This window comes from Oscillibacter sp. (assembly GCF_031978065.1).
Taxonomy (GTDB): Bacteria; Bacillota; Clostridia; order Oscillospirales; family Oscillospiraceae; genus Oscillibacter.
The window spans coordinates 1-18,278 of sequence record NZ_DALZCH010000068.1 but is presented as its reverse complement, the minus strand read 5'-3'; the positions used below and the strand labels follow the sequence as shown (position 1 = coordinate 18,278).

Below are 18,278 nucleotides of genomic sequence, written 5' to 3'. Positions count from 1 at the left end.
CCCTCCGGCGCGGCGAATCTGGCACGGGCATTAATGACGGTGGGCTGCAACGCAATCCTGCTATGCGGGAGCGTCTCCCTCCCGCAGGTGCGGGCCGCAGCCGGTGTTCTTGCTCCGGGGGCTGAGATTGTCTGTCTTCCCGACAGAGCCACGGCAGCCTTTGCCCAAGGTCTTTTGAACCGCATCCGTCCCACTCACTTTTTTACCATCGAGCACCCCGGCAAAAGCGCGGACGGCCATTTTTACAATATGCACGGATACGTAATCGACGGCATGGTGACGGACGCGGAGATTTTTCTGCCGCTGGCCCGCCGGATGGGGGCAGTGACCATTGCCGTGGGCGACGGGGGAAATGAACTGGGGATGGGCGCGCTGCGCTCGGTGGTGGAGGCCCATGTGCCCCACGGCAAGCGCCTTGCCGCCGTGGGGTGGGCGAATTTCACGCTGGCGGCCGGGGTCTCCAACTGGTGGGGTTGGGCGGCGGCTGCGCTTTTGTCAGCCGCCACCAGGCAGCGGCTGCTTCCCTCGCCGGAAGAAGAGCTGATGGCGCTTCAAGCCGTAATCGCCTCCGGCGGTGTGGACGGCTGCACGGGGAAATCCTCCCTCTCGGTGGATGCGCTTCCTCTGTCCTTTCATCTGGAGCAGCTTCGCCGAATGGAGGATGCCCTGTGCGCCGCTCCATGCCGCGTGCTCAGCGGCGTATAGCCCCCTTTTTCCCGGAAAGGAGCGGCAAACGGAGGAAGCGGCAGAGTTTTTCAGGTTCCCACTCGCTTTTTGGGGACATGCCGGAAACTGTCGCATAAAAACGGACTTCAATATGGAGAAATTCCTGACTGACGCGGAGCACATTTACAATGGGATATGCACGGCGGGGCCGGGCGGGAAATTCCCGCCCGGCCCCGCTCACTGTCCGATTTTCCTTTTACCGGTGCTCTCTCTTTCGCGCTTCGCAGGGGCTTTATTTGTTGATCAGGAACAGCCCCAGCATGCACACCAAAATCCCCACGATTTTGGTGTGACTGATCGTCTCGTGATAGGCAAGCACACCCACCAAAATCAGGCAGACGGCCAAAATGCTGCTATAAACCAGTTGCCCGCTGCTGACGTTCCAGCCCGCCTTGTACATATAAATGGATCCGGCCTCCAACCCCACCACAGCGAAGCCCAATACAAAACTGCTCCAGTTGATGTTCTGATATTCCCGAAAAAGCGAACCGCCCCGGTTCAGTGCAAAATACATCAGTGCGGAAAACGCCGCGCCGATGACGTACGTCACGGTCAGCGCCGCAAAGGGATTGATTTCCGCCGGCGTCTCCTTGGAGCACACATTATAAAATACGTTGGAAAGCACCACCAGCGCAATGGGCCAGATCATTGAAAACGGCATCGTTCTTCCTCCACAGCAAGAAACAGACAGCCAGGCCAGCCTGACTGTCGAAAAATACGCATCCGAGCTATGCCTTATGTTATCATACCACATCTCCGATTGCAAGACGAATCCGCGCCACGCATCCCCTGTCAGCCAGCGCTGTGCCCAGCGCGAACCTCTCTGCGCGCAAGCGTCTTATTGCAATAGGAAGGTATTCTTCTTGGACCTACCATTTCCGGCCCAAAAGTGATACGATATAGCTTAATAGGATTCAGCAATTAAACAACTTGAGATTGATGGAAAGCGTGATTTCTATGAAAAAACACTGTATTGCTTTTATGGTATGTCTTCTACTTTTTTTAGTTGGTTGTGGGAAAAGCACTAAGGGCCCCAACGATTCCTCAGAGACAAACGCCAGCAGCTCCGCCGAATCAAATACGCCCCCTGCAGATATTGCCATTGATTACGGAACATCAACGCAGTTTACACGGCAAGACATGGATTCGGCGATTGAAACCATTAAAAGCGAATTTGCCACATGGGACGGCTGCGTATTGCATTCACTTACGTTTTACGGTGATGCGGCGGGGAACGAATATCTTGAAGGGTACAACACATGGGGAGATCCAACATATGAGGAATGCATTGTCTTTACCTCCTCATTTCACTCTCCTGTGGACACAGAGTCCGCATTGGATCACGCCTTCTATGAGGATTGGGAATACACCGGGTGGCAGTGGTACCTCATGAGAAACGACGCCGGCGACCCATGGACACTTATAACATGGGGCCAGGGCTAAGCAAGTTTTAATATCGACATCTTTCTGTCAAATAGCTGTACTTATAACAATAAATATCGGCAATCCCGCATAGCAAGGCCCACACAAGGCACAATAAGCCCTGCATTTATTACGTCAAAAGCACCCACTCTGCTATACTGGGTAGGTGCTTTTTCATGTGCGTTCAAAGGCGCAATTTAATATTATTGGGCTGTCATGTGGGGTTTTGTGCTCCTTGGTCCAAACGTCTCTTCCCCGCAGCTTACCACTCTGCGTATAAATTCCGGAATTTTCCTTGAATGACTTGACGCGGGCGGGGTTTTCGGTAAAATAGAGAGTATGAGGGACAGGCCCGGGAAGGCTTTCCGTTTCGGTCGCCCGTGGGCGGACCGTTTACGGGGAAATGCTCTCAAGTCCGGGATAAGTCATAAAGGAGGCATCGCAGGGTGAAGCATTTCGATTTGGTCATTGTTGGAAGCGGCGCGGGACTGATGGTGATGGAGGCCGCCTTGGAAAAGGGTCTTCGCTGCGCGCTGATAGAAAAGGCAAAGCTGGGCGGAACCTGCCTGACAAAGGGCTGTATTCCGTCAAAGATGCTGGTTTATCCGGCGGATTTCATCCGGGAAGCGGAGCGGGCTTCCCGCATCGGCGTCAGCGTGGGGCGTCCCGCCATCGACTGGGAGGTGATCTCCCGCAGAATGTGGGCGCAGATCGATTTCCATAAAACCATTGAAAAAAATCTGGGACAGCTTCCGAATCTGACGCTGTACAAGGGTACCGGCGCTTTTACCGGTCCCAACAGCATGACCGTTCTGCAAGAGGACGGGACGGAGGAGGAGATCACCGGAGACAAATTTCTGCTGGCAGTGGGAGCCAGAACCTCCGTTCCCCCGGTGGAGGGTTTGGAAGAGGCCGGTTACGTCACCTCGGAAACCTTTTTCGGGGAAAAGTATCCCAAAAAGCCATGGGAAAGTCTTGTGATGATCGGCGGCGGCTCCATCAGCACGGAATTTGCCCACATTTTCTCCGCATTTGGCACAAAGGTGACGATTCTTGTCCGCTCCGGCGGGATTTTGAATAAGGAGGAGCCGGAGGTCGCAGAATTTGTCAGCCGACAGTTTGCCGAAAACGGAATCGAAATTCTGACCCACAGCACCCCCGTCTCCGTCCGGGCCGAGGGTGGTAAAAAATACGTCACCGTGGAAAACAGCGCCACGAAAGAGCAATCTGTTTTAGAGTGCGAGGAAATTTTTATGGCCTCCGGCACCCGCTCTAACGCCGACACGCTGGACTTACCCAAGGCCGGGGTGGAGACGGACAAGCACGGCTGGATTGTGACAAACGGGTATCTTGAAACCTCTCAGCCCGGCATTTGGGCGCTGGGGGACGTGAACGGGAAATACCAGCTCCGCCACAAGGCCAATTTCGAGGCCCAGATTCTCAGCCAAAACCTGTTCTCCGGCGAAAGCAAGCAGGAGGTGCGCTACGCGGCTGTTCCCTGGGCCGTTTTCACCCATCCGCAGGTGGCGCACTTGGGCCTGACGGAATCGGAGGTGAAGGAGAAGGGCATCCCCTATCAGACAGCGTATAATCACTTTTCCGAGGTGGTGGGTGGTCGGGCCATGGGGTATCACAGGCGGGACGGAGACGACGGGTTTGTGAAGGTCATCATCGGGTATGATAAAAAGCTGCTGGGCGTTCACATTGTGGGCCCGCAGGCGGCGGTGCTGCTTCAGCCCTTCGTATATCTCATGAATGCGGGCTATCAGTGCCAGAAAGTCCGGCGCGCCATGGCCGCCCGGGAGGTGGACGACCTGCGAATCATGTACCCCAACCTCGGGACCTATGCCCCCATCAACAACTCCATGGTTATCCACCCCTCTCTCAACGAGCTGACCGCATGGGTCTTTGAAAAAATTCACATCCCGGACTGAGTTCCCGGCCCATTACGGTTTTCACAGAAAGACCATACAGATACCATCGCTTCCCCGGAAAGCTGTTGGATAAACGCAAACCACCCCAAAGACAGGAGCGCGCCGTCCGGGCCGGGCCCGCTCCCCAAGTATTATTTGAAAAGAGGAGGATTCAGCATGAACGGAATTCAAGTGGGCGTAAAAGCCCCCGACTTCACCCTGTCCGACGGATTCGGCAAGGAAATCAAGCTCTCCGACTATCGGGGCAAACAGGTGCTGTTGTCCTGGCATCCCCTGGCGTGGACCAGCGTGTGCACCGACCAGATGCGGGCGCTGGAGACGCACTTCGACGCTTTCGCAGAGAAGAACACCGTGGCCATCGGACTGAGCGTTGACCCGGCCCCCGGTAAAAAGGCTTGGGCCACAGTTCTGGCCATTGAGAACACCCCCCTTGTCAGCGACTTCTGGCCTCTGGGCAAAGTCTCGCAGGACTACGGCGTATATATGGAGCACCACGGCATGTCCGGCCGGGCCAACGTGCTGGTGGACGCGGAAGGCACTGTGAAATGGGTCAAAGTCTATCCCATCGGGGAGCTGCCGGACATCGACGAGGTGCTCTCCGCCCTGTAAGAGACGGCTTGCCTCCAAAGGGATTTCCCTGCCCATGATGGGCAGATAAAACCTCCCATCTATTAAAAAGAGCGCGGGCCGCAATGCGGCCCGCGCTTTTCCGTTTCTCTTAATATTCCGTGATGCCCTCGTACACCAGCATTGCATCGGCAGTGAGCGTCATCTCTTCCTCCGTATAGCGGACAAGCATGTCCCCTCCGGCGGCTTTCACCGTGATATCCCGATTTTTCGGGCAGAGGCCCAGCTCCACCGCCGCGGCCACAGCTGCGCAGGCTCCGTCGCCGCAGGCTGCCGTCTCTCCGCTGCCCCGCTCCCAGACCCGCATTTTCACGGTGCTTTCATTTACCACCCGGACAAACTCCGTATTGGTCCGCTCCGGCGCAAGCACGCCCCGCTCGAACCGGGGACCCAGCGCCGCCACGTCAACTTCGTCCACCCGGGGGCAGAACACCACACAGTGAGGGCTTCCCATGTCCACGCAGGTGACGCGCCACTCCGTTCCCCCGATTTCCACCGGCGCATTCACAAGCCGCCGTCCCGCGTCCAGCAAGGCCCGCCCCATAGACACGCAGGCGGAGGAAACCTGCCCGTTCATGACGGAAAGCTCCACGGCACGAACGCCGCTGACCGTTTCGATTTGCAGCTTTTCCTTATCTGTAAGCCCCTTGTCGTGCAGGTATTTTCCCATGCATAGCAGCGCGCTGCCCGACATACTTCCCTCGGACCCGTCGGCATTGAACAGGCGCATTTTTGCGTCCGCCGTCTCGGAGTGCTGCATCAGGACGATGCCGTCCGCACCCACGCCGGTATGACGGTCGCACAATGTGATGCAGAGGGATTCCGGGCAGGTAATGGCCCCGTCGAAATCCTCCAGAAACACGAAGTCGTTGCCGCAGGTCTGGAGCTTTGCAAAGGGAAGCTTCTGCCGCTGCGTCCGCAGACGGCAGATGTCCACCAGCTCTGTATTCTCCTGCGTATAGCGGCTGGCCAGAATATCCGCCAACGCGGCGGCGGTATCCAGACTGGTGAGGCACGGAATCCCCAACTGGACGCATCGGTGGTTCAGATGGATGAAATCCCGGATATACTCCGGCTCTGTGGAGCCGGTGAGAATCACGAAGTCGATTTCCCCCGCTTCCAGCAGCTTAAACACCCGGTTGTCCTGCCCCAGCTTGCCAACTACCTCCACATCCGCCCCAAGGCGGGAGATTTCATAGGCCGTGCGCTCGGTTCCGTAGAGCTTATAGCCCAAGTCCACCAGCTTGCGGGCGATATGCACCACCTCCGGCTGGTCTCGGCGGTTGACGGAGACGAGAATGCCGCCCCGCCGTTCCCGCTCCACCCGATAGCCCGCGGAAACCAGACCTTTAAACAGAGCCTCCTGCAAATTCTTACCAAGGCCCAGCACCTCCCCGGTGGATTTCATCTCCGGGGAGAGGGCGGCGTTTGCATCGGTGAGCTTTTCAAAGGAGAAGACGGGAACCTTCACGGCCACGTAAGGCGGCGTTTTATAAAGTCCCGTGCCATATCCAAGGGTGCGCAGAGGTTGCCCGGTCATCACCCGGGCGGCAAGGTCCACCATGGGCACCCCCGTCACCTTGGAGAGATAGGGAACCGTGCGGCTGGCACGGGGATTCACCTCAATGACATACAGCTCGCCCTGATAGATTAAATACTGGATGTTGACAAGGCCCTTGGTTTTCAGGCTGAGGGCCAGCTTTTCAGAGCAGTCCACAATCGTTTTTAGCATCCGGTCGTTGATATTAAAGGGCGGATAGACCGCGATGGAGTCCCCGGAGTGAACGCCGGTGCGCTCGATGTGCTGCATCACGCCGGGAATCAGCACGTCCGTCCCGTCGGAAATCACGTCCACCTCCAGCTCCCGCCCCTGAAGATACTGGTCCACCAGAATCGGTTCTCCGTTTCCGTTGGCCAGAATCGGTTCCATATAGCGGCGGACCTCCGCCTCGTTGTGAGCGATGACCATGTTTTGCCCGCCGATGACGTAGGAGGGCCGCAGCAGCACGGGATAGCCCAGCTCCCCAGCAGCGGAAAGGGCCTGATCCAAGCTCAGCACCGCCCTGCCCTGAGGCCGCTTGATGGAAAACCGCTCCAACAGCGCGTCAAATCGCTCCCGATCCTCCGCCATGTCGATGGATTTGGCGGAGGTGCCTAAGATTTTGACGCCCTTTGCGTCCAAAAATTTGGTCAGCTTGATCGCCGTCTGCCCGCCAAAGGCCACCACCACGCCCACCGGGCGCTCCACCTCGATGATGTGCATCACGTCCTCGGGGCACAGCGGCTCGAAATACAGCCGGTCGGCGGTGTCATAGTCCGTGGAGACGGTTTCGGGATTGTTGTTGACGATGACCACTTCATAGCCCAGCTTTTTCAGCGTCCATACGCAGTGGACGGAGGAATAGTCGAACTCGATGCCCTGTCCGATGCGGATGGGGCCTGAGCCAAGCACCAGCACCACAGGCTTTCCGCTGCGGGGAAAGGGCCGGGATTCGCAGGTCTTGTCAAAGCAGGAGTAGAAATAGGGGGTCTGCGCGTCAAATTCCGCGGCGCAGGTGTCCACCATTTTATAAGCGGCGGACTTGGCCCCGCCGGGAAGCGCCGCCCTACCGGACAATCGCAGCAATGCAGAATCGGAATAGCCATACCGCTTGCCGGTTTCGTAACGCGTGGGAGTCAGACCGTCCCTTGTCAGGCTCTTTTCAAAATCCGCTAAATTTTGAAGTTTTCCCAGAAACCAGCGGTCAATTTTGGTAATCTGGTGAATTTCCTCCACGTCCACGTCTGCTTTCAGCGCCTCAAACACCGTGAAAAGCCGCCGGTCGTCCACCCGGGCCAGACGCGCCTGCAGAGGGGCGTTATCTCCGTCTTCTTTCGGGCGGTTCAGGGTGTCCAGTCCGATTTCGGCACCCCGGACGGCCTTCATCATTGCCATTTCAAAGCCGGGGGCGATGGCCATCACCTCCCCGGTGGCCTTCATCTGGGTGCCCAGCTTCCGGCTTGCATCAGCAAATTTGTCGAAGGGCCACTTGGGAATTTTCGCCACAATGTAATCCAGCGCCGGTTCAAAACAGGCGCAGGTTTTACCCGTCACGTCGTTCTTGATTTCGTCCAGCGTATAGCCAAGAGCAATTTTCGCCGTGACCTTGGCGATGGGATAGCCCGTGGCCTTGGAGGCCAGCGCGGAAGAACGGGATACCCGGGGGTTCACTTCAATCACCGCGTACCGGAAGCTGTCTGGGTCCAGCGCCAACTGGCAGTTGCACCCGCCCACGATGCCAAGAGACGAGATAATATCCAGCGACGCGGTGCGCAGCATTTGAAACTCCCGGTCGGAAAGGGTCTGGGCGGGGGCCACCACGATGGAGTCTCCCGTGTGAACTCCCACCGGGTCCAGATTTTCCATAGAGCACACGGCAATGACGTTTCCGGCGGCGTCCCGAATCGTCTCGAACTCAATTTCCTTCCAGCCAAAGATGGCCCGCTCCACCAGAATCTGAGAAATGGGGGACGCGTCCAGTCCCGTGGCGGCAATGATTTTCAGCTCCTCCCGGTCCGCCGCCGCGCCGCCGCCCGCGCCCCCCAGCGTGAACGCCGGACGGACAATGACGGGATAGCCGATTAACTCTGCCACGGCCAACGCCTCATCCACAGTCTGGGCAATGTCCGAGGGGACCACGGGCTGACCAATGGTTTCCATGGCTTCTTTAAAAAGCTCCCGATCCTCTGCCTTGGTGATGGCGGTCGCGTCGGTTCCCAGCAGGCGGACGCCTTCCCGCTCCAGAAATCCCTCCTTGGCAAGCTGCATGGCAAGGGTCAGTCCCGTCTGCCCGCCGAGGGAGGCCAAAAGACTGTCGGGCTGTTCCTTCTTAATAATGCGCTTCACCGTGGTCACGGTGAGCGGCTCTAAGTAAATCTCGTCCGCCATGGCCTGATCGGTCATGATGGTGGCGGGATTGGAGTTGCACAAAACCACCTCCACCCCCGCCTCTTTTAAAACGCGGCAGGCCTGCGCCCCCGCGTAGTCAAACTCAGCGGCCTGTCCGATGACGATGGGGCCGGAGCCGATGACCAGCGTTTTTTTAATTGACGTATCCAAAGGCATTACAGGTTTCCTCCCTTCATCAGCGCGGCAAAGCGGTCAAACAGAAATGCGGTGTCCTCCGGCCCGGAGCGGGCCTCCGGATGGAACTGGACGGTAAACGCCCTCAGCTCCGGATAGTCGATGCCCTCGCAGGTGCCGTCGTTGGCGTTGACATAGCGGACGCGCCCGGCAGGCAGAGAATCGGCGTCCACCGCGTAGCCATGGTTTTGGCTGGTGATGAAGGTCCGAGGGCCGCTCAGGTCCCGCACGGGCTGATTCACACCCCGGTGTCCGTATTTCATTTTATAGGTCCGCCCTCCCAGCGCCAGCGCCAGAAGCTGGTGTCCAAGGCAGATGCCGAACAAGGGCAGCTTTCCCGCAAGCTCCCGGAGCTGGTCAATCTGAAATTCCGCCTCCGCCGGGTCCCCGGGGCCGTTGGAAAGCATCACACCGTCCGGCTTCATGTCCAGCACCTCCGCCGCCGTGGTCATCGCAGGCAAGACCGTCACCTCACAGCCCCGCTTTTGAAGCTCCCGAACGATGTTGCGCTTGGCTCCGTAGTCCAGCAGAGCCACGGAATGCTTCTTTTCTCCCGCCGCCGGATATGTCCGCGTCTCCCGGCAGGTGACGGCCGCCACCGCGCCCGTGACGGCATACTTTTGCACCGGCTCCAGCCCAGCGGGCGGCACAGCGCAAATTGTGGCGTTCATCACGCCGTGCTCCCGGATAATCCGGGTCAGCTCCCGGGTGTCCACCCCGCAGATGCCCGGAATGTTCTCCCGCTTCAGGTACGCGTCCAAATCCATTGCACAGCGAAAGTTGGACGGGGCGGCGCACCACTCCCGGACAACATAGCCCCGCACGGCACAGCTTCCCTCGAAATCCTCCGGTATTACACCGTAGTTTCCCATCAGGGGATAGGTCTGCAACACAATCTGCCCGTGATAGCTGGGGTCCGTCAGTGTTTCAAGATAACCGCACATGCCGGTGGTAAACACCAGCTCTCCCACCGTGTCCCCCCCTGCGCCGAAGCGAATTCCTTCAAATACCTGCCCGTCCTGCAAAACCAGATACGCCTTTTCCATTCCTTTTTGACCGTCCCTTTCCCGTCCGCAATTCCACCGTGGCGGCTTCTTTTCATTTTAATTATTATCTGCTTTTTTGGTTCTTCCGTCAATCAGTTTGTGAAAAATTATTCATAAATATATGTATAATATTCTTTTGTAAGTGTTGTTGCTTTTTAGTTATTTTGATGCAGTGTTTAATAGCCGCAGCTTTTATTTCTTTGGCACTCCGCCGCGCATTGAAAGTTTTTGCTTTGCCAAACGATATGTGTATTTTTATAATGCGCCAGCCTTTTTACAGAGCGCAGAGCAGCCGCTTATCCTCGGCTGCACAAGAGCTTGTTCAGGCCGCCCGCTGGGCGGACCTGAACAAGCTCAAAGAAATGGGGCTCAATATGAGCCCCGGAGTGCGGGGCAGTTTTAGTTTTCGCTGTAATTGGGAGTAATCACCAGCTCGCCGCTTTTGATCTGAGCAACCACGGCATTCACCTTTTCGGCCACGTCGTCAGACACCTCGGCGCTGAAAGCCGCCATGCTGACCACGCCGTCGTGCAGGCCGGGGAAAGCCTGTCCGCCATAGCCGCCCGCCTTGATGAGGTCAATCTGGGAAGAGATCATGTAGGGGATGTCCACCATCATGGAGGTGAGGCACAGCCCGTCGGCAACCAGAGACGACTGGTCGGAGGTATAGCCGATGCAGTAGACCTTTTCGGCGCTGCACGCCTCTAGAACGCCAAGGCCCGTGTGATCGCAGGTCTGAAGAATCACGTCCACGCCGTCCTCAATCATGGCGATTGCGGTTTCTTTGCCAAGAGCGGAGTCGTCAAAGGTTCCGGTGATGACGGTTTTCACCTCGATGTCGGCGCTGACGCTGGCAACACCCTCAATAAACGCGTTTTTATCGGACTGCTGGGTGGTGTTGTTGCCGCCGCCCACATAGCCGACTTTGCCGCTCTTTGTCATCAGGGCGGCAACCACGCCGGAGACATAGGCCCCCTCGCACTCGCGGTAGTCCGCGAACATGATGTTGACGGGCAGCTCCGCTTCGGCAATGTCCTCGGGGGCGTTGCCGGTGATGAAGAAATTGACATTGGGATAATCCGCCGCCACACGGCAGCACGCGTCGCCATACTGTGCGCCGTGTCCGATGACGAAGTCATAGCCGTCCTCGCAATAGCTGCGGAACACCGCCTCCATGTCGTTGGAGCCGACATTTTCCGTATACGCCACGTCGTAGCCCGCGTCCTTAATCTTCATCAGGCCCTCGTACGCGGTCTGGTTCCAAGATTCGTCCGTGATAGAGCCGGGCAGTAAAATGGCGATTTTGGAGACGGTGGAGCGGTCGCTCACCGCGGAGGACGCGCCGCCCGAAGCGGAGGCGGAGGACTGCCCGGCGGAACTGCCGCCGCAGCCGGCAAGGATTCCGGCGGACAAAGCCAGCGTCAGGGCAAGAGAGAGAATCTTCGTGTGTCTTTTCATAAGGGACCTCCTAAAAATATATCATATCTTCCTTTGGAAGCGGGGGATTTGTGCGTCAGCGGCGTTCCCGTTCAAAGGGAATGCCCAGCTCTCGCGGCGCTCTGATATTCCGGCCCGCCAGAACCAGCACCAGCACGGTAATCAGGTAAGGCAGCGCCACAAAGAATTGATAGGGCAGAGACGAGCCCAGCACCTGTAAACGGATTTGCAAAGCCTGAATGGAACCGAAGCCAAAGGCGGCAACCACCGCCATCAGCGGATTCCAGCGAGCCAGAATCACAATGGCAAGGCAGATAAAGCCCCGGCCCGCGGAAATGGCCTCCGTAAACGTGCCGACGGAGCTTAGCGTCAGCGAGGCTCCCGCCACCCCGGCGGAAAACCCGCAGAACAGATATGAGAGGAACCGGAACCGGGCAACCCGGATTCCGCAGGCCTGCGCCGCCTTGGGATTTTCCCCAGCCGCCGCTAGCCGAAGGCCCAGCTTCGTTTTCGCGAGGACAAAGTACACTCCCGCCGCCAGCAGAACGGAAAGATAGGTCAAAATATCCTGATTGAAAAAAACGTCTCCGATCAATGGCAGCTTGCTCAGGCCCGGAATCGGGATGTGCGAGAATGTCTCCACGGAAATGTTGGCGTTGGAGGTTCCAAAAATTAGGCGGTTTAAGAAATTGGTGAAGCCCATGGCAAAAATATTGAACATGATGCCAACAATCGCCTGGTCCTGCCGAAGCAGCACGGACCAGACCGCCACGATGACGCTGCTGAGCATTCCCGCCGCCGCGCCCATCAGAACGCCTGCCCACAGGCTTCCGGTGCGCAGGGCGAACAGATAGGAGAAAAACGCGCCGAAAAGCATTTCGCCTTCAATGCAGATGCCCATGACTCCGGATTTTTCCGACAAGGTATCCCCCACGGAGCCATAAATTAACGGGACACTCTGCCGCACGCCGGAGGCGAACAGCGCCGCGAGAAATCCGGCGTTGAAAACACTGGATGCATCCATCAGCTTCCGTCCCCCTTCTTTCCAAGCTTCATGCCGCCCACCGCCATTCCCAGCAGGACAAACAGCACGATGAGGGCCTCCAATACGCTGGTAAACGAGGTTGGAATCCCGGTTTTCACCTGCATGGTCACAGAGCCCGCCGAAAGCAGCGCCATAAACAGCGCGGCAGCGGCGATGCCCAATGGATGAAGCCCGCCCAGCATGGCCACCACGATTCCACCGAAGCCAAAGTCTCCGGCCACGCCCTCCATCAGCCGCATGGTGTTGCCGCTGATTTGCAGCGCACCCGCAAGGCCGCACAGCGCACCGCTGAGCACCATTGCAAGAAAGTAGTACCGGTCCTTGGGCACGCCGCCGTAAACCGCGGCCTTTTTGCTGCCGCCCAGCGCCCGCAGGCGATAGCCAAAGGCGGTGCGCCGCACAATCACGCCGTAAACCACCGTCAGCGCCAGCGCAATCAGCACCCCCCAGTTTAGCCGGGAGGAAGCCCACAGCTTAGGCAAAGCCGCCGCCAGCTTGGCGGACTGCGGCTCCGCGCCGCTGCGCAGCGGATAGAACACCAGATAGCTGATGATCTGCCGGGCCACATAATTGAGCATCAGGGTGATGATGATTTCACTTGCGCGAAACTTAAATTTAAAATACCCGGCAATGGACGCCCAGCCAGCCCCCAGCACAATCCCCAGCAAAATTCCCGCCGGGAGGGACCAGAACCCCAGCGCACCGCCCACGGGGGGAATCCCCATCAAGGTCATACCCAGCGCCCCGAAAAGCATTTGCCCCTCTCCGCCCAGATTGCTGAGCTTTGCATGGAAGGCAAAGGACACGCCGATTCCCACCAGCAGCAGCGGCGTGAAGTACATGGACACCTCTCCCAGCGCCGTGACGGAGGTCAGCGGGCGAATCAGCATGTAATAATAAGCTTCCAGCGGATTTGCCCCCACCGCCAGAATAAACACGGAGCCAACCAGCATCGCCGCCGCCACAGCCGCCGGAAGCAAAAGAAGCTTGCTCACGCCGCCCTGTCTCTTCTCGGCAAGGCCGCCGACCATGGAAGCCACAAGAGAGGATACTCTATTCATGCCTGTCCTCCCATCATCATCAGAATGATATTCTGAGGCGTGGTTTCTTCCGGTCGGCACTCGCCCACCACGCGGCCGCGGTACAGCACCACAATCCGGTCGGAAAGGGCAAACAGCTCGTCCAGGTCGCCGGAAAACAGCACAATTCCAACACCCGCTTCCTTTGCCCGGGTCAATTCGCTGCGCACGAACCACGCGGCCTTCATATCCAGTCCTCGTGTGGGATAGGAGCACACAAGCGCCTTGGGCGCGCCCCCCAGCTCCCGGGCGAGAATGAATTTTTGAAGGTTTCCGCCGGAGAGGTTGGCGCTGCGGGTTGTGCAGTCGGCCCCCCGAACGTCAAACTCCTCCATGGCCCGGGAAGCCTGCCCTGCCGCCGCGCGAAGGTCTGTCAGCCCGTGCCGCTTAGGCCAATTCCGGTTGCGCAGCAGCCAGTTTTCACGAAGGGGAAAATTCGGAACGGTGCCCACCGTATTCCGGTCGGACGGGATATAGCCCACGCCGCTTTCGATAAAGCGGCCCGCCTTTGCGAAATTTAGCAGCTTCCCGTCCACCTGTATTTCTCCGGAAGAAGCGGGCCGCACACCGGCAAGGACCTCGGCCAACTCGTCCTGTCCGTTTCCCTCTACTCCCGCCACGCCCACGATTTCCTCGCAGCGCACCTTAAGGTCCACGCCATTCAGCGTTTTCACCCCGCGGTCGTCAAACCCTTCGAGTTGCCAACAGGAAAGGCACACCCGCTCCCCGGCGGGCTTTTTGACATAGCCGCCAAGGTCCGGCACGTCGTCGCCGGACATCATCCGCAGGATGAGGGCCTGATCGGCCTGCGCCGTTGCCACCTCTCCCGTGACCTTTCCGTGGGAAAGGACGCTGATCCGGTGGCTGACCCGCAGCACCTCCCCCAGCTTATGGCTGATAAAAATGACGCCCTTGCCCTGCGCCGCCATCTCCCGAATCATCCCAAACAGCGCCTCGCACTCCTGCGGCAGCAGCACGGCGGTTGGCTCATCCAGAATCAGGATTTCCGCGCCGGTGTACAGCAGCTTTAGAATTTCGATTTTCTGCTGCATGCTGATGCTCAGCCGCTCCACAGGACAGTCCAGCTCCACCTCAATGTGGTACTGCTCCTTCAGCTTTTCAAGCTCTGCGCGCACCTTTTTCCTGTTCCATACGGTCAAAGAAGCCGTCCCGTCCATCAAGCACACATTCTGCACCGCGTCAAACCGGCCCACCAGCATAAAATGCTGGTGCACCATGCCGACGCCTTGGCGCATGGCGTCCTCCGGGCCAGTGATTTTCACCTCCCGGCCGTGAAGCAGGATGTGACCGGTATCGGGACGATACATGCCGAAAATAATATTCATGAGGGTGCTTTTCCCCGCGCCGTTTTCCCCCAACAGGGCCAGCACCTCTCCACTGTTTAAATGCAGGTCGATGGAGTCGTTGGCCGCCGTCGCGCCAAAATATTTTGAGACGCCCCGCAGCTCCAGAAGCCTGATTTCAAGCTCTTTCATAGCAACTTCTTATTTGCAGTGGGTCCGGCACCACAGCTCCTGCACCGGGGGAATCTGCTCCCGCATTCCTGGGGCGAGACGGCACCAGATAATGCCCTTGCCGGGCCGGGGAAACTCGTGGCGGGTTTCAAGAATCCGGGTGGGGGTCACGATGTAATCAATCGCCGTGTCGTATTCCTCCACGGTCACGTCCACGTCCGCCACCTGACAGTCATGGCCCGCGCCGATAATCACGGTAGACGCATCGGCCATTCCGCAGGAAGACAGCATGGCCCACTCCAGATCAAAATACCCGTGACCCTTACCAAAACGGATGCCGCTGGGCGTGATGGCGGACGCGCCGGTGACCATCATGTCGATGTGGCCCGCACTTTTTGCCAACTGCTCCAGTGTCTGGTGCTTCCAGTAGCGGGACACGCCGTCAAGCAGCGAGGCAACCTCTTCCTTCCCCGCGGGAATCTGGCCGGGGGCGATCATAAAAAAACCGCGGGTAATGCCATAATTGGTCATGACCACGGTTTTTTGATCCAGAAACGCCTGCTCTCGCAGCGTTTCCAAATTATTGTCGGGGGTGATGAAAATAACCCTCGCGTTTTTGTACATCTCCGTTGCCGTCAGCAGCGCGGTTCCCTGCTCGCTGCCCTCGTAATCACAAATAAACTCCGAAAACTCCCAACTAAACTTGGAGTCCGGCTTCGCCACCTTCAAAAGGTCTTCCCAGATTTTGACCCGCGCGGTTTTTGCGTCCATCTTTGCTTCCATCCCGTTCTCCTTCTCCCCTGTTCCCGTTTTTCCAAAGTCGGCAGAAACAAAGGTAATACCTATATAATTTGCTATCTGATATGATAACATCAAATTCTTACCTGTCAAGACGCCAAAAAATAATTTGGATTTTTGCACAAAGTACCCAGAAACCCACTCCTGAAAATTTGACGGAACCGGATAGGACGGCTTTCCTTATGGCAAGTCGCCCGGTTTGCTGTTGGGTCGCCTGTCAGGGTTATAACGGCCCCCATTTCCGCATGGGGCGTAGCTTATCCCGGCGCACCGCCCTTGAAGCGCTTGACTTTTGACAATTCTGCGTATATAATCACCATAAATGCAAATGAGTTGCATTTGCATTTAGGATGTAGCCTTACACCCCGCATACTCCGAAAATCAGTCCCAGAGGACAGCGACCCCAATCCCCCTTTAAAAAAGTGACGAGGTGAATCCCGTGAAAGAAAATAAGACGGTATGGCAGGCGGGTGTGAAGCGAACGCGGCAGCGGGAAAGCGTGCTGGCAGTTCTTGAACATTCCGACAAGCCCCTGAGCGCAGCAGAAATTTGTTCCAAAATTGAAATGGACGGGGACACCGTCTGGATGTCCACCGTCTATCGTGTGCTGGAGCTTTTCGTTGAAAAAGGCGTGGCCCTTAAAACCACCGTGCTGAACAACGAAATGGCCGTGTATGAGCTGAACCGCTTTCAGCATAAGCATTATGCCGTGTGCATGAAGTGCCGCAAGATTATCCCCATGGGCAACTGCCCCATGGAGAATTTTACGCCGATGCTTGCGGAAGAGGACTTCCAGATTGTAGGACACAATTTGGAGGTGTTCGGCTATTGCAAAAATTGCAGGTCCCGCTGACCGGCGTTTTTATCAGAATGCGCGGAGTCCGCAAATCCACCGTCCACATCCCATTGAATTCAGAAAGGAAATCCTATGCAAACAAGAATCCCCGTAACCGTCCTGTGCGGCTATCTTGGGTCGGGAAAAACGACCCTGCTCAACTATCTTTTAAACAGCGACCACGGCTATAAAATTGCCGTAATCGTCAACGACATGAGCGAGGTAAACATCGACGCGGAGCTGGTGAAGCAGGGCGGCTTCAGCCGCGCGCAGGAGGAGCTGGTACAGATGCAGAACGGCTGCATCTGCTGCACTCTGCGGGGCGACCTGCTCAAAGAGGTGGACAGGCTTTCCGCTCTTGAAACCATCGACTACATCCTCATTGAAGCCTCCGGCATCAGCGAACCCATCCCCATCGCCATGACGTTTGTGTGCTACGACGAAAGCCAGGGCGTAAATCTGGCGGAGAAAACACGGCTGGACACCATGGTCACGGTGGTGGACGCCCACCGCTTTTGGTCTGATTTCGGACAGGGAGAGGCCCTCATAGCCCGCCAGGATGCGGAGGACAGCGAAGAAGAGGATATTACGGACCTTCTGATCTCCCAAATCGAGTTCTGCAATGTGATTCTGCTGAACAAGTGTGACTTGCTTTCTCCGGATGAAGTGGCGCAGGTAGAGGCCGTGCTGCGGACGCTGCAGCCCGAGGCAAAGCTGCTCCGCTCCGTGCGGGGCGTGGTCCCTCCCTCCGAGATTCTAAATACCGAACGTTTCGATTTTGAACGGGCCTATGACTCTGCGGGGTGGCTGAAGGAGCTTAACCGCGAGTCCCACACGCCCGAGACGGAGGAGTTTGGGATTACCTCGTTCGTATATGAAAGAGTCAGACCCTTCCACCCCCAGCGCATCAACGCTTTCCTGATGGAGCGGTTCCCCGAGTCCGTGGTGCGGACCAAAGGATTTATGTGGCTGCCCAACCACAACGACGTGATGATCCTAATGGAGCAGGCAGGCAGAAACATTGAAATATCCCCCGTGGATTACTGGGCCGCCGCCATGTCGGAGGAGGACCAGGCAGAATATCTGAAAGACGAGCCGGAACTTGCCCGAAAATGGGATGCCGAATACGGCGACCGGCGCAACCAAATTGTCTTTATCGGCATCCATCTGAACCGGGATGAAATTGTGGCAGAGCTTGACGGCTGCCTGATGACGGACGCGGAGATGCGGACCGACTGGCAGACCCTGCCCGACCCCTTTGCCTGGGAGCTGGAGGAGTAATTGGCGCACGGTGCAAAACTCCCGCCCCGTTGCCAGAGCGCTATCCTGCTCTGAAAAAACCATGCTCCCTCTCCTGCGATGATCCACCCATTGCAGAGAACAGCGTATCTTTTTACAGAGCAAAGAAAACCAGAGCGTAAAGCCAAAATCGCTTTACGCTCTGGTTTGCGCTTACGGTTGCCCGGTTTTACCCACACTGTCCTTATCAGCCATGCCCATTACCTTGACATTTGGGGCAGAGTCGCCATCGGCGTATAAATATCGCCCCTGTTTTTAATTACGGGCACCTTACTGCCCAGCCCCTTGCCGATTTACGTCAGCGGCGGACAGCGCGCTTCCGCTGCGCCGCTTATGCCGCGCGTGCTGGCCCCCGGCGTCCATTTTTTCACGTTCCGCCAGACGGGTCTTTTCCTCGGGACTGGTTTCACCCACCTTGCTGATGCCGCCGTT

The 18,278-nt window shown here is 57.5% G+C and carries 14 protein-coding genes; 6 read left to right on the top strand and 8 right to left on the bottom strand.

All coding sequences use genetic code 11. The features are described 5' to 3' along the window. The coding region (locus RTK01_RS10945; protein WP_312281003.1) for a glutamate cyclase domain-containing protein at nt 1-705 on the top strand (705 nt) is incomplete at its 5' end. Nucleotides 706-958: 253 nt separating this feature from the next. Here the strand turns inward: RTK01_RS10945 and RTK01_RS10940 are convergent. Beyond that, on the bottom strand, nt 959-1,387 hold the full coding sequence (locus RTK01_RS10940; protein WP_312281002.1) for an EamA family transporter: 429 nt from the start codon (nt 1,385-1,387) through the stop codon (nt 959-961). A 479-nt stretch (nt 1,388-1,866) separates the two neighbouring features. Between RTK01_RS10940 and RTK01_RS10935 the strand changes: the two genes are divergently transcribed. From RTK01_RS10935 to RTK01_RS10925, 3 genes are all read left to right on the top strand, one after another. Beyond that, nucleotides 1,867-2,169 (top strand): hypothetical protein, encoded by a 303-nt coding sequence (locus RTK01_RS10935; protein ID WP_312281001.1) that lies wholly within the window; start codon nt 1,867-1,869, stop codon nt 2,167-2,169. Nucleotides 2,170-2,594: 425 nt separating this feature from the next. Continuing rightward, on the top strand, nt 2,595-4,082 hold the full coding sequence (locus RTK01_RS10930) for an FAD-dependent oxidoreductase (protein ID WP_312281000.1): 1,488 nt from the start codon (nt 2,595-2,597) through the stop codon (nt 4,080-4,082). 156 nt (nt 4,083-4,238) lie between these two features. Further along, on the top strand, nt 4,239-4,691 hold the full coding sequence (locus tag RTK01_RS10925) for a redoxin domain-containing protein (RefSeq protein ID WP_312280999.1): 453 nt from the start codon (nt 4,239-4,241) through the stop codon (nt 4,689-4,691). Nucleotides 4,692-4,800: 109 nt separating this feature from the next. Here RTK01_RS10925 and carB read toward each other — a convergent pair whose 3' ends face one another. From carB to RTK01_RS10890, 7 genes are all read right to left on the bottom strand, one after another. Further along, the gene (gene carB, locus RTK01_RS10920; RefSeq protein ID WP_312280998.1) at nt 4,801-8,814 is read right to left on the bottom strand and encodes a carbamoyl-phosphate synthase large subunit; all 4,014 of its coding nucleotides are present in this window, start codon (nt 8,812-8,814) and stop codon (nt 4,801-4,803) included. Beyond that, entirely contained in the window at nt 8,814-9,878 is a 1,065-nt protein-coding gene (locus RTK01_RS10915) for a carbamoyl phosphate synthase small subunit (protein ID WP_312280997.1), read from the bottom strand. The genes carB and RTK01_RS10915 overlap by 1 nt, the downstream gene beginning before the upstream one ends. A gap of 399 nt (nt 9,879-10,277) precedes the next feature. After that, nucleotides 10,278-11,336, bottom strand: coding sequence for a BMP family protein (locus RTK01_RS10910; RefSeq protein ID WP_312280996.1), 1,059 nt, complete (start codon nt 11,334-11,336; stop codon nt 10,278-10,280). A gap of 55 nt (nt 11,337-11,391) precedes the next feature. Next, nucleotides 11,392-12,339 (bottom strand): ABC transporter permease, encoded by a 948-nt coding sequence (locus tag RTK01_RS10905; protein ID WP_312280995.1) that lies wholly within the window; start codon nt 12,337-12,339, stop codon nt 11,392-11,394. Next, complete coding sequence (locus RTK01_RS10900; protein WP_312280994.1) at nt 12,339-13,421, bottom strand: ABC transporter permease; 1,083 nt, start codon at nt 13,419-13,421, stop codon at nt 12,339-12,341. The genes RTK01_RS10905 and RTK01_RS10900 overlap by 1 nt, the downstream gene beginning before the upstream one ends. Continuing rightward, nucleotides 13,418-14,935, bottom strand: a complete 1,518-nt coding sequence (locus tag RTK01_RS10895) for an ABC transporter ATP-binding protein (RefSeq protein WP_312280993.1) — start codon at nt 14,933-14,935, stop codon at nt 13,418-13,420. Before RTK01_RS10895 ends, RTK01_RS10900 begins: the two co-directional genes overlap by 4 nt. Nucleotides 14,936-14,944: 9 nt before the next feature. After that, a complete protein-coding gene (locus RTK01_RS10890; protein WP_312280992.1) occupies nt 14,945-15,697 on the bottom strand; it encodes a 5-formyltetrahydrofolate cyclo-ligase in 753 nt (250 codons plus the stop codon). 454 nt (nt 15,698-16,151) lie between these two features. Between RTK01_RS10890 and RTK01_RS10885 the strand changes: the two genes are divergently transcribed. Continuing rightward, a complete protein-coding gene (locus RTK01_RS10885) occupies nt 16,152-16,565 on the top strand; it encodes a transcriptional repressor (RefSeq protein ID WP_312280991.1) in 414 nt (137 codons plus the stop codon). Between the two features lie 75 nt (nt 16,566-16,640). Continuing rightward, nucleotides 16,641-17,828, top strand: a complete 1,188-nt coding sequence (locus tag RTK01_RS10880; RefSeq protein WP_312280990.1) for a GTP-binding protein — start codon at nt 16,641-16,643, stop codon at nt 17,826-17,828. Nucleotides 17,829-18,278 lie beyond the last annotated feature (450 nt).

Bases quoted from the DNA above. Each gene is read 5' to 3' on its own strand.
- RTK01_RS10940 (WP_312281002.1), bottom strand. From the start codon at position 1,387: ATGCCGTTTTCAATGATCTGGCCCATTGCGCTGGTGGTGCTTTCCAAC.
- RTK01_RS10935 (WP_312281001.1), top strand. From the start codon at position 1,867: ATGGATTCGGCGATTGAAACCATTAAAAGCGAATTTGCCACATGGGAC.
- RTK01_RS10925 (WP_312280999.1), top strand. From the start codon at position 4,239: ATGAACGGAATTCAAGTGGGCGTAAAAGCCCCCGACTTCACCCTGTCC.
- carB (WP_312280998.1), bottom strand. From the start codon at position 8,814: ATGCCTTTGGATACGTCAATTAAAAAAACGCTGGTCATCGGCTCCGGC.
- RTK01_RS10915 (WP_312280997.1), bottom strand. From the start codon at position 9,878: ATGGAAAAGGCGTATCTGGTTTTGCAGGACGGGCAGGTATTTGAAGGA.
- RTK01_RS10910 (WP_312280996.1), bottom strand. From the start codon at position 11,336: ATGAAAAGACACACGAAGATTCTCTCTCTTGCCCTGACGCTGGCTTTG.
- RTK01_RS10905 (WP_312280995.1), bottom strand. From the start codon at position 12,339: ATGGATGCATCCAGTGTTTTCAACGCCGGATTTCTCGCGGCGCTGTTC.
- RTK01_RS10900 (WP_312280994.1), bottom strand. From the start codon at position 13,421: ATGAATAGAGTATCCTCTCTTGTGGCTTCCATGGTCGGCGGCCTTGCC.
- RTK01_RS10895 (WP_312280993.1), bottom strand. From the start codon at position 14,935: ATGAAAGAGCTTGAAATCAGGCTTCTGGAGCTGCGGGGCGTCTCAAAA.
- RTK01_RS10890 (WP_312280992.1), bottom strand. From the start codon at position 15,697: ATGGAAGCAAAGATGGACGCAAAAACCGCGCGGGTCAAAATCTGGGAA.
- RTK01_RS10880 (WP_312280990.1), top strand. From the start codon at position 16,641: ATGCAAACAAGAATCCCCGTAACCGTCCTGTGCGGCTATCTTGGGTCG.